The sequence below is a fragment of the Saccharothrix sp. 6-C genome, assembly GCF_016695385.1.
In the GTDB taxonomy this organism is placed as follows: Bacteria; Actinomycetota; Actinomycetes; order Mycobacteriales; family Pseudonocardiaceae; genus Actinosynnema; species Actinosynnema texasense.
Map to the genome: position 1 here is coordinate 6,093,372 of NZ_CP064192.1, position 11,228 is coordinate 6,104,599.

Consider the following 11,228-nt stretch of genomic DNA (forward strand, 5'->3'; position numbering starts at 1 on the left):
ACGCAATACGACACCACGTGAAGCGGGGTTCAACACTTCCACCACTTGGGACGGTTCTTCAGGAAAGCACCACGTCCAGGCCGGACACGGCCACCGCCACCTCGGCCAGCCCACGCGGCGACGGGCCGGACAGCACCGCGCCGGTCGCCGGGTCGAACGCGCTGCGGTGCGTGGGGCAGCTGATCGTGCCGCCGGCGGGCGGGTTCACCGTCGTGCCCTGGTGCGGACAGGCCGGGTTGAACGCCCGCACCTCCGACTCCGACGGCCTGACCAGCAGCAACTGGCCGTCGCCGCCGACGTCGACCAGCGCGCCGGAGCCCACCGGGACGTCCGCGAGCCCGGCCACCCGGTCGCCCGCACGGGCCGAGCCGACGCCGGGCCGACGCGCCGGCTCGCCCGCGCCGCAGGCGGTCGACGTCACGCCCGCGGTCAGGGCGAGCAGGCCGCACAGCAACGTCCGTCGGTCCACCCGCCCATCTTCGCCTACCGGTCCTTCGCCACCGCCGTCCGGGCCAGCGCCAGCACCGCCGTGAACGGCGGGAACCAGTGCCGCGAGTGCGACGGCGGGTTCGCCCACCGCAGCGACCCGTAGCGGGTCATCGTCGGCGGCAGCGCGATGCGCTGCGGCGAGCGGACGAACTGGACCTCGGCCGGCGCCTTCAGGTGCGTGGGCAGCAGGGCGACCAGCTCGGCGAGGAAGATCCAGTGCTCCCGGGGCCCGGGGATGACGGTCACGGGACCGGCGAGCATCCGGGCCTTGAGGTCGGCCAGGACGCGCGAGCCGATGCGGGCGGGCATGGCCAGGGCGGTGGTGGCCGGTCCGAGCGGCAGGAACACGCCCTGCTCGGTGACGGACACCTTCCAGCCCAGCAGCCGGTAGCCCGCGATCGCCTCGCCGAGTGCCTGCTGGTGCGCGCGGTCGCGTGGTCCGTATCGCGGGCCGTTGTCGGCGGTGGTGGCGGCGGTGATGCTCATCGGCGGAGGTCCCTCCCCGGTCGGGTGGAGTGGGCGGTGTGCCCGGGCCGCGGGGGTCGTCCCGGCACCGGCACACCACGCAGCGTCGGCCCGATCGGGACGTTTCACCACACCGTTGTCGGGTCGGATCCATGCACCGGACGGATCACCCTCATCCACCACCCGGCGTCACCGGGTCCCCCGCCCGGGGCCTACCCCGCCTTATGCACGAAATGCATGGACTCCTGATCACATCTCTATACACTGGTGAGCACGCTCAGTGACGGGAGCGAGCCATGGAACGGAAAGCTCGAAGAGCAGCCAGTACCAGGCGCGCATGCCCGACGTGCGGGGCGCTGATCGCCGCCGACAACACCGACCTGCTCTGCCAGCGTTGTCGCCGCAACGCGCGGACCGAGCTCTACGGACCACCCGAGGTGCCCGGGGACTTCTGGGACCACGAGGCGATGGCCGCCGCGTTCTCCGACCGGGACATGGGCGCCCTCCTCGCCGCCTACCGGCACCACCCCCAGCACGTCAGTCGAGTCACCCAAGACCGCCTGGCGTCCTGGCTGGGGATCTCCCAGGCGCAGCTGTCGCGGTACGAGACCGGCGAGAACCCGATCGACCGGATCGACCGGCTGCGCCACTTCGCCAGGGCGCTCGGCGTCCCGGCCGACCGGCTGTGGTTCGACCGCGTCGGAATCCCAAGCCAGGCGGACGCCGATCGCGGCGCCCCGCCCGATGTGCTCGCCGCGGCGTGGGACGCGTCGAGCATTGCCAGATCGGTCGAGGAGACGGCGAGGAACGACTTGGCGATCAGCAGACGAGCGGCGCTCACCGGAGCCGCCGCGGTGGCGATGGGTCCCGCACTGGTCGAACCGTTGCAGCGGTGGCTGCACCCCTTGCAGCCCCTGTCCAAGTGGTCGTCCAGCGCGGCGATCAGCGAGGAGGAGCTGGCGGCGTTGCAGCGCGTCGCCGACGGGCTGCGCGGGTGGGGCGGTCGGGGCGGGTACGGGTTGGCGCGCAAGGCGGTGCTCGGGCAGTTGGAGGAACTGGCCGAGCGGCTGTCGCGGGCGCCGGCGGGCCCCACCACGGAACGGGCCTTCTTCATCGGGGCCGAGCTGTCCAAGGTGGCGGCCAGCATGTCGTGGGACGCGGGCATGCACGACGCCGCGCAGCGGTACTACGTGCTCGGGGTGCGCATGGCGAAGGCCGGGCGCAACGACCCGTTCGCCGCCCTGTGCCTGGCGGCGATGGCCAGGCAGATGTTCGACCTGGGCCGGCCCGAGGACGGTCTGGAGCTGGTCCAGCTCGGCCAGTACGGCACGCGGCGCAACGCCACCCCGACGTTGCAGGCGCTCCTGCTGACCCGGGAGGCGTGGGCCTACGCGCAGATGGGTCGGGTGCGGGAGTTCCACCGGGCGGTCGGGCAGGCGCAGGACAGCTTCGCCCAGCGGCGGCCCGGTTCGGACCCGTGGTGGCTGGACTCGTTCGACGAGGCGGAGCTGGAAGGGGTCATCGGGGCCCGGATGCGCGACCTGGCCGGGCACGACCCGAAGCAGGCGCCGATGGCGGAGCAGCACATCCGGCGGGCGCTCGACCTGCGCGACCCGGCGAGGGTGCGCAACCGGGCGTTCGACGTCATCGGGTTGGCCCGCACGAAGATGGTGGCGGGCGAACCCGAGGAGGCGTGCGGCCTCATCCAGCAGGTGCTGCCGACGGCGGCGGGCCTGGCGTCCGGGCGGGTGGTGCGCAAGCTGCAGGACTTCGCCAAGGAGGCCGAGCGGCACCGCGACCTGGCGGTCGTGCGCGACACCCGTGAAGCGATCCGCGGGGTCCGGACGGCCTAGTGATGCGGGTGGGGATCACCGGGCACAGCAAGCTGGCGCCCGATTGCGTCGACGCCGTGCGCGAAGCCATCCGCGCGGCGTTGGAGGCCGAGGCGGCGGGCGGGTCATCCCTGGTCGGGGTGACCTGCCTGGCGCCGGGCGCGGACCAGTTGTTCGCGCGCGCGGTGCTGGAGCTGGGCGGCCGGGTCGAGGTCGTGCTGCCCGCGATGGACTACCGGGACAAGCTGAAACCGGAGAAGCGGGCCGACTACGACGAGCTGCTGGCGCGGGCGCACGTGGTCAGCGTGCTGCCGAACGAGCTGTCGGGCCGGCACGCGTACGTGATGGCGAACGAGCGGATGCTCGCGTCGGTGGAGCTGCTGATCGCGGTGTGGGACGGGCAGCCGCCCGACGGGCGCGGCGGCACCGCCGACGTCGTGGAGACGGCACGCGCGTCGGGCGTGCCGGTGGTGGTCGTCTGGCCGGAAGGAGCACGACGGGGCTAGGACGCGGACAGGAGCTGTCCGCGTTGGCCGGCAGACTGCGGCTCATGCTGGAGACCTCGGCCCGTCTGCTCAAGCTGCTGTCGCTGTTGCAGGTGCGCCGCGACTGGACCGGGGCGGACCTCGCGCACCGGCTCGGCGTCGACGTCCGGACCGTGCGGCGCGACGTCGACAAGCTGCGCACCCTCGGCTACCCGGTCAACGCCGCGCCGGGCGTGTCGGGCGGCTACCAGCTCGGCGCGGGCGCCGAGCTGCCGCCGCTGCTGCTGGACGACGACGAGGCCGTGGCGGTCGCCGTGGGGTTGCGCACGGCGGCCAACGGCAGCGTGGCGGGCATCGAGGAGACCTCCGTGCGGGCGCTGGCCAAGCTGGAGCAGGTGCTGCCGTCCCGGCTGCGGCGGCGGGTGAACGCGCTCCAGGCGCACACCATCGCGTTGCCGACGCGCGGGGTGCAGGTCGACTCGGCCACGTTGACCGCGATCGCCATCGCGTGCCGCGACCACCAGCGGCTGCGGTTCCCCTACGCCGGGCGCGACGGCGGCACGAAGCGGCACGTGGAGCCGCTGGGCCTGGCCCACACCGGGCGGCGGTGGTACCTGGTGGCGTGGGACGTGGACAAGGAGGACTGGCGCACGTTCCGGGTGGACCGGATCGAGGAGGAGCCGACCCCCGGAGCCCGCTTCACCCCGCGCGAGCCACCGGCGGAGGACCTGGCGTCGTACGTGGCGCGGCAGCTGTCCGTCGCGCCGTACCCGCACGAGGCCCGGCTGATCATGCACGCGCCGTACGACGTGGTCGCGGCCCGCACCTCGTACGGCTCGGTGCACCTGGAGCGGATCGACGACGAGCGGACCCGGCTGACCGTCGGCGCGCCGTCGTTGGAGGACGTCGGCCTGTGGATCGCGATGATCGGCGTCGACTTCGAGGTGGAAGGCCCGGAGGAGCTGCGACAGCACCTCCGGGCCACCGCCGGGCGCCTGCTGCGCGCGGCCGGCGACACCTGACCGGCCACCCGGCCACCCGGCCGCGCGCACCCGCCGTCGCCGTGCCGTCCCGACGGTCAGGCCCGGGTGCGGGCCAGGCGGTAGGCGGCGGCGCCGATCAGCTCCAACGAGATCTGCAGGCGGTCCGGGCTCACGTTCTGCGCGATCGTGTCCTCGGGGGTGTGGTAGAGCGGTTCCAGCTCGTGCGGGCCGCCCTCGCCGCGCCAGCTGAAGTTCGCCGCCGCGATCCCCCGCTCGTGGAACGGCACGTGGTCGCTGCTGCCCCGCGGCACCGGGCCGTGCGCCTGCGCGCCGTAGCCCAGGCGTGCCGCGGCGGCGGCGACCTGCGCGGTGGTGGCGTTGTCGCCGCCGTCCACCGAGAGCAGCCAGTACGCGGTGGCCGGCCCGTGGCTGGTGGCGACCATGTCGTTCTGGAAGACGCCCGCGATGCGCGCCGCGTCCGCGTCGGCCAGCTGGTTCACGTAGTGGCGGGACCCGAGCAGGCCCTGCTCCTCCGAGCCCCACAGCGCGAACCGCAGTGCCCGGTGGGTCGGCAGGTGGCGCAGCACCCGGGCCAGTTCCAGGGTCAGCACCGTGCCGCTGCCGTCGTCGTTCGCGCCGGGCGAGCCGGGCACGCTGTCGTAGTGCGCGGTCACCATGACCACGCCGTTGTCCCGGCCGGGGAACGTCGCCGGCCGTTCGGCGAGCACGTTGTAGGAGGTCAGGCCCGCGAGGTGGGTGGTGGACACGGTCACCGTGACGGCGCCCGCCGCCCGCAGCCGCTCCACGTGCACCTGCGCGACGCCCAGCACCGGCACGGCGACGTTCGCGGTCAACGCCGGGGAGAACGCGCCGGTCTTGCCCGCGGGCGGCGTCGACACCCGGCCGACCAGCACGGCCGCCGCGCCCAGCCGTGCCGCGTCCAGCACCGCCGTGGAACCGGTCGGCACGTTGACCAGCAGCGCGACCTTCCCGGTCAGGTCGGCGGGCAGGGACGAGCCGTTGTCCAGGTCCACCACCGGGCCGCTCGCGGTCACGCCCAGCGCGCCGAAGCGCGACGCGCCCGCCTGCCACGTGTCCTGCCCGACAATCAGCGTGGACAGGTACTTGTCCGGCACCGCGAACGGCTGCGACGTCACCTGGTAGCGCAGGTCGCGCAGCACGGAGGCGACGTAGTCGCGGGCCCGGTGCTCGGACTCCGTGCCGCCGATGCGCTGCCCGATCCGCTCGCTGAGCACGCGCAGGTGCTCCATCGCCTTGCGCGCCCGCACCCGACCCACCACCGGGTAGTCGCCGAGGGACAGGTCGGGCGCGTCGGACGCGCCGGGCCGCTGCGCCCGTGCCGCCGGGTTCAAGCCGAGCGTCACCGCGCCCGCCACGGCCGCGGCACCGGTCAGGAGTGAACGTCTGCGCATGTGCGGACCCCCAAGCTCGTAGATCACCCGAACCTAGGCAGGGGCCCGAACCCCGACAAGAGTCCCGTTGGAGGACACCCGTCGGCCAACGGCACCACGACGATCAGCGCTTACGCCGCCACCCCCGACCGGGTACGCGAACGCTCAACTCAGGGGTCCTGAACGTAGGACACACGCGTCCTGAACGTAGGACACACGCGTCCTGAACGTACGACACACGCGTCCTGAACGTAGGACACGCGCGGGACCGGGGTCAGGTGGTGGCGGCTTTGTGCAGGTCGCGCAGGGCGCGGACGGCGGCGACGGCGTGGTCCCGGTCCACCGCCTGGACGGCCATGATCGACACGTACTCGTCGTCCGGCAGCTCCAGCCGCGCCCACGACGCGCCGTCCGGGAACGACACGTGCAGCACCTCCGGCCAGGCGAAGCGGTGCACCGTCACCACGTTGCGCACCTCGACGCCCTCGGCGTCGGCCCGCACCCGCGGCCTGGCCAGCAGCAACATGCCGCACGCCAGCAGCACGCCCAGGAAGACCATCGCCACCTGGTCGGACGTCCGGAAGATCACGCCGGTCGGCGTGTCGCCCAGCAGCAACCCGACCACGGTGAACACCGCGACCAGGAACACCGCGCTGACCCACGCGACCACGCGGATCCTCTTCGGGCGGAACTCGATCACGTCGGCGGTCACGGCGGTCCTCACGAGCCCGCTCGCAGCCCGCGCAGCACGAGCGCCGTGCCCAGCGCCGCCACGCACGCCTCGAAGCCCTTGTCCTCCGCCGAGTCCGGGAACCCGGCGCGGGCCAGCGCCTGGTCCTCGTCGTCGGTGGTCAGCACACCGTTGCCGACCGGGGTGGACTCGTCCAGCGCCACCCGGGTCAGGCCGGCGGTCAGGGCGTCGCACACGTACTCGAAGTGCGGCGTGCCACCCCGGATCACCACGCCCAACGCCACCACCGCGTCGTGCGTGCGGGCCAGTTCCTGCGCCACCACCGGCAGCTCCACCGCGCCCGCCACCCGCACCACCGTCGGCGACGCGACACCGGCCCGCGCCGCCGCGGCCAACGCCCGCTCGACCAGGTTGTCGGTGATCTTCGTGTGCCAGCGGGTGGCCACGACGCCCAGCGTCAGCCCCGCCGCGTCGGGGACGACGTCCTCGGGTCGCCCTTCGCCGCTCATTCCGCTCCCTCCGTGGTGGACACCACCGCGCCGCCCTGCGACAGCGCCTCGTACTGCTCGAGCTGGTGCAGCTCGTGACCCATCCGGTCGCGCTTGGTGCGCAGGTACCGCAGGTTCTCCGGGTTGGGCGAGATCGGCAGCGGCACCCGGTCGAGCACGGTCAGCCCGTAGCCCTCCAACCCGACCCGCTTGGCCGGGTTGTTGGTCAGCAGCCGCATCGACCTGATGCCCAGCGAGCTGAGGATCTGCGCGCCGGTGCCGTAGTCGCGCGCGTCGGCGGGCAGCCCCAGGCCCAGGTTCGCGTCCACCGTGTCCGCGCCCCCGTCCTGCAGCTGGTAGGCCTGCAGCTTGTGCATCAGGCCGATGCCGCGGCCCTCGTGCCCGCGCATGTAGAGCACGACGCCGCGCCCCTGCGCGGCCACCGCCTCCAGCGCCGCGTCCAGCTGCGGGCCGCAGTCGCAGCGCAGCGAGCCGAACACGTCGCCCGTCAGGCACTCCGAGTGCACCCGGACCAGCACGTCCTCGCCGTCGCCGAGGTCGCCGTAGACCATCGCGATGTGCTCGATGCCGTCGAGCTTGCTGTCGTAGCCGACCGCGGTGAACGTGCCGTGCGCGGTCGGGATGCGCGCCTCGGCGACCCGCTCCACCTGCGTCTCCACCCGCCGCCGGTAGGCGATCAGGTCCGCGATGGTGATCAGCGCCATGTCGTGGTCGGAGGCGAACACCTCCAGCTCGTCGCGGCGGGCCATGTCGCCCTCGTCCTTCTGCGACACGATCTCGCAGAGCACGCCCACCGGCGCCAGCCCTGCCATCCGGGCCAGGTCGACGGCGGCCTCGGTGTGCCCGGGGCGGCGCAGCACGCCACCGTCGCGCGCGCGCAGCGGCACCACGTGACCGGGCCGGTTGAAGTCCTTCGGGCCCGCGTCCGGGTCGGCCAGCAGCCGGATCGTCCGCGCCCGGTCCGCCGCCGAGATGCCGGTGGAGACGCCTTCCCGGGCGTCCACGGTCACGGTGTACGCGGTGCCGCGCTGGTCCTGGTTCGTGTGGTACATCGGCGGCAGGTCCAGCCGGTCGCAGTCGCCCTCGGTCAGCGACACGCACACGTACCCGGACGTGTAGCGGACCATGAAGGCCAGCAGCTCCGGCGTCGCCTTCTCCGCGGCGAAGATGAGGTCGCCCTCGTTCTCCCGGTCCTCGTCGTCCACCACGACGACGGGTCTGCCCGCGGCGATGTCCGCGATGGCCCGCTCGATGTCGGCGAAGTCGTTCACCGGGCCTCCTCGGCGCGCAGGTGGGGCAGCGCGAGCCGCTCGACGTACTTCGCGAGCACGTCCACCTCCAGGTTGACGTGGTCGCCCGGCGCACGCCGGCCGAGGGTGGTGAGCTCCAGCGTGGTCGGGATCAGGCTCACCGAGAACTGGTTCTCCGACACCTCCACCACGGTCAGCGACACGCCGTCCACGGTGATCGAGCCCTTCTCCACCACGTACCGGGCCAGGGCCGGCGGCAGTCCGATGTGGACGACCTCCCAGTGCTCGGCCTTCTCCCTGGCCAGCACCACCCCGGTGCCGTCGACGTGGCCCTGCACGATGTGGCCGCCCAGGCGCTGGCCGACGGCGGCGGCGCGCTCCAGGTTGACCTGGTCGCCCTCGGCGACCTTGGCCAGGCTGCTGCGGGTCAGCGTCTCGCGCATCACGTCCGCCGTGAACGCGCCCTCGGCGACGTCCACCACGGTGAGGCACACGCCGTTGACCGCTATCGAATCGCCGTGCTTCGCGTCGCTGGTCACCAACGGGCCCGCGATGGTGACGCGCGCCGCGTCCGGCAGGTCGGTGACGGCGACGACCTCACCCAACTCCTCGACGATCCCGGTGAACACCGTTCCTCCTCAACGCGCGGGGACTGCGGAGACCCGCACGTCCGGCCCGCACATACTGACCTGCTCCACGACCAAACCCACAGCGTCGGTGACGGTCGACACCCCCGCGTCCCGCAGCGCCTGCGGACCGTCGCCCAGGAACTTCGGGGCGAGGTAGGCGAGCACCCGGTCGACGCGGCCGGCCGCCACGAACGCACCCGCCAGGGTAGGCCCGCCCTCCAGCAGCACGTCGACCACGCCCCGCGCGACCAGCGCGCCGAGCACGACGTCCGGGTCGTGCGTCCGCAGGTGCATCGTCTCCGCCTCGTCGTCCAGCACGCGTGCCCCCGGCGGCAGGTCGCCCGTCCCGACGACGACCCGCAGCGGCTGCCTCACCCCATCCTGCCCCGGACGGGACCTCCGCGCGGTCAATCGCGGGTCATCCGTGCGGACGGTGCCGGCGCCGACCACGATCGCGTCCACCGCCGCGCGGAACTCGTGCACCTCGGCCCGCGACTCCGCCGAGCTGATCCACCGGCTCGTGCCGTCGCCCGCCGCCACCCGTCCGTCGAGGCTGGCCGCGTACTTCCACGTCACGTGGGGCCGCCCGGTCCGCGCGTAGTGCAACCAGGCCCGCAGCGGTCCCCGCCGCACGACCTCGCCCGACAGCCCTTCCTCGACCAGGACGCCCGCCTCCCGCAGCACGGCGGCCCCGCCCGCGGCCTTCGGGTTCGGGTCCGCGACCGCGAACACCACCCGCGCCACCCCGGCCGCGAGCAGCGCCCCGGTGCACGGCGGCGTCCGCCCGTGGTGGGCGCAGGGCTCCAACGTCACCACGGCCGTGCCGCCCCGGGCCGCCTCGCCCGCCTCCGCCAGCGCCACCACCTCGGCGTGCGCGCCACCGGGCGGCCGGGTCGCGCCGACGCCGACCACCGCACCGCCCGCGTCCAGGATCACGCAGCCCACCGGCGGGTTGGGGCTGGTCGTCCCCCGCACCCGCTCACTCGCCGCGACGGCCAGCGCCATCGCCTCGTCGACGGTCACCTCGCGCGCGCCGCCTGCTCGCGCAACCGCTCCAGCGCCGCGCCGGGGTCGGCCGCGTCGTACACCGCGGAACCGGCCACGAAGCAGTCCACCCCGGCCTCCGCCGCCTGCTCGATCGTGTCCGCGTTGATGCCGCCGTCGATCTCGACCACCAACCGGAGGTGCCCGGTGTCCACCAACCGCCGGGCGACCCGCACCTTGTCCAGCACCTCGGCCATGAACGACTGCCCGCCGAACCCCGGCTCCACCGACATGACCAGCAACGTGTCGTAGTGCTTCAGCACGTCCGCGTACGGCTCGATCGCCGTGCCCGGTTTCAACGACAACCCGGCCTTCGCACCGGCCGCGCGCAGGTTCTTCGCCAACCCGACGGGGTCCGCCGCCGCCTCCACGTGCACCGTCACGTTGTAGGCGCCCGCCTCCGCGTACCCGATGGCCCAGCGATCCGGGTCGTCGATCATGAGGTGGCAGTCCAGCGGCAGGTCGGTCGCCTTGCGCAGCGACTTCACCACCGGCAGCCCGATGGTCAGGTTGGGCACGAAGTGCGCGTCCATGACGTCCACGTGCAGCCAGTCCGCCGAGGGCACGGCGGCGGCCTCGTCGGCGAGTCGGGCGAAATCGGCGGACAGGATGCTCGGGGCGATCATCGGCTGGTGGACCACGGCTGCCGAGTCTAGGCTTCCGCGATTGCCCGGACCTGGCCGGGAGCCACATTTCACCCCCCGCTTTCCGACTACTCACGCAGGTAGTTCCCTAGCCGGTGTGCCTGCCATAACGTGCACACCGGGGGCAGCAACTGGGGAGCACTGGGGATGAATGCCGAATTCCGCCACAAGATCGCACTGATCACCGGGGCCTGTTCGCCGCTCGGCGCCGAGGTGGTCGAGTCGCTGGCCAGGCAGGGCGCGCTGGTCGCGGCCGTCGACAGCGACGGCGCGAGACTCGCCGACCTCGTCGAACACCTCCACGCACAGGGCCTGCGGATCGCCGGCAGGCAGATCGACGTCACGTCCAGCGCGGCCGTGGACGCCCTCGTCGACCAGGTCGAACGCGAGTTCGGCGCCATCGACGCCCTCGTCGCCACGGCGGGCGCCCTGCGCCCCGGCCCGGTCCTCTCGATCACCGACGACGACTGGTCGCACTGCTTCGCGGTCAACGTGGACGGCGTGTTCAACATCTCCCGCGCCGTCGCCACCAGGATGGTCGACCGGGGCAGGGGCACGATCGTCATGGTGCCCGCCCACGTGATCGCCGTGCCGAGGTCGGGCTTCGCCGCCTACGCCGCCTCGCGCGCCGCGGCCATCGCCTTCACGGAGTGCCTGGCCGTCGAAGTGGCCGCCCACGGCGTCCACTGCACCGTGGTGGCCCCGACCGACGTCCGCCGCGTCACCGACGAAGTCAGGTTCCTCCTCACCGACCCGACCCCGATCTCCAACGCCGTCGGCGCTTGACCGACCACA

13 protein-coding genes are annotated in these 11,228 nt (G+C 73.4%); 4 read left to right on the plus strand and 9 right to left on the minus strand.

Annotated features, from left to right (window positions below; all coding sequences use genetic code 11):
- Positions 1-58: 58 nt before the first annotated feature.
- Positions 59-469, minus strand: coding sequence for a Rieske (2Fe-2S) protein (locus tag IOD16_RS25380; protein WP_201436428.1), 411 nt, complete (start codon positions 467-469; stop codon positions 59-61).
- 14 nt (positions 470-483) lie between these two features.
- A complete protein-coding gene (locus IOD16_RS25385) occupies positions 484-975 on the minus strand; it encodes a hypothetical protein (RefSeq protein WP_123746588.1) in 492 nt (163 codons plus the stop codon).
- Positions 976-1,250: 275 nt separating this feature from the next.
- Here IOD16_RS25385 and IOD16_RS25390 point away from each other — a divergent pair, with 275 nt between their 5' ends.
- The 3 genes from IOD16_RS25390 to IOD16_RS25400 are packed head-to-tail and all read left to right on the plus strand — an operon-like array spanning position 1,251 to position 4,293.
- Complete coding sequence (locus IOD16_RS25390; protein ID WP_201436429.1) at positions 1,251-2,807, plus strand: helix-turn-helix domain-containing protein; 1,557 nt, start codon at positions 1,251-1,253, stop codon at positions 2,805-2,807.
- A gap of 2 nt (positions 2,808-2,809) precedes the next feature.
- Positions 2,810-3,292, plus strand: coding sequence for a hypothetical protein (locus IOD16_RS25395; RefSeq protein ID WP_201436430.1), 483 nt, complete (start codon positions 2,810-2,812; stop codon positions 3,290-3,292).
- A gap of 44 nt (positions 3,293-3,336) precedes the next feature.
- Positions 3,337-4,293 (plus strand): helix-turn-helix transcriptional regulator, encoded by a 957-nt coding sequence (locus tag IOD16_RS25400; protein ID WP_201436431.1) that lies wholly within the window; start codon positions 3,337-3,339, stop codon positions 4,291-4,293.
- 56 nt (positions 4,294-4,349) lie between these two features.
- Here the strand turns inward: IOD16_RS25400 and IOD16_RS25405 are convergent, their stop codons facing one another.
- The 7 genes from IOD16_RS25405 to rpe form a co-directional block, all read right to left on the minus strand.
- Positions 4,350-5,687 (minus strand): M28 family peptidase, encoded by a 1,338-nt coding sequence (locus IOD16_RS25405; RefSeq protein ID WP_201436432.1) that lies wholly within the window; start codon positions 5,685-5,687, stop codon positions 4,350-4,352.
- A 253-nt stretch (positions 5,688-5,940) separates the two neighbouring features.
- Positions 5,941-6,378, minus strand: coding sequence for a PH domain-containing protein (locus tag IOD16_RS25410; RefSeq protein WP_123746584.1), 438 nt, complete (start codon positions 6,376-6,378; stop codon positions 5,941-5,943).
- Between the two features lie 8 nt (positions 6,379-6,386).
- The gene (ribH, locus tag IOD16_RS25415) at positions 6,387-6,866 is read right to left on the minus strand and encodes a 6,7-dimethyl-8-ribityllumazine synthase (protein ID WP_123746583.1); all 480 of its coding nucleotides are present in this window, start codon (positions 6,864-6,866) and stop codon (positions 6,387-6,389) included.
- A complete protein-coding gene (locus IOD16_RS25420; protein ID WP_123746582.1) occupies positions 6,863-8,137 on the minus strand; it encodes a bifunctional 3,4-dihydroxy-2-butanone-4-phosphate synthase/GTP cyclohydrolase II in 1,275 nt (424 codons plus the stop codon). The genes ribH and IOD16_RS25420 overlap by 4 nt, the downstream gene beginning before the upstream one ends.
- On the minus strand, positions 8,134-8,745 hold the full coding sequence (locus IOD16_RS25425; protein WP_123746581.1) for a riboflavin synthase: 612 nt from the start codon (positions 8,743-8,745) through the stop codon (positions 8,134-8,136). Before IOD16_RS25425 ends, IOD16_RS25420 begins: the two co-directional genes overlap by 4 nt.
- A 9-nt stretch (positions 8,746-8,754) precedes the next feature.
- A complete protein-coding gene (ribD, locus tag IOD16_RS25430) occupies positions 8,755-9,750 on the minus strand; it encodes a bifunctional diaminohydroxyphosphoribosylaminopyrimidine deaminase/5-amino-6-(5-phosphoribosylamino)uracil reductase RibD (protein WP_201441567.1) in 996 nt (331 codons plus the stop codon).
- A 14-nt stretch (positions 9,751-9,764) separates the two neighbouring features.
- Entirely contained in the window at positions 9,765-10,415 is a 651-nt protein-coding gene (gene rpe, locus IOD16_RS25435; protein ID WP_123748501.1) for a ribulose-phosphate 3-epimerase, read from the minus strand.
- 165 nt (positions 10,416-10,580) lie between these two features.
- On the opposite strand from rpe, the gene IOD16_RS25440 reads away from it, so the two are divergent.
- Positions 10,581-11,219, plus strand: coding sequence for an SDR family NAD(P)-dependent oxidoreductase (locus IOD16_RS25440; RefSeq protein WP_201436433.1), 639 nt, complete (start codon positions 10,581-10,583; stop codon positions 11,217-11,219).
- The last annotated feature ends 9 nt before the right edge of the window (positions 11,220-11,228 follow it).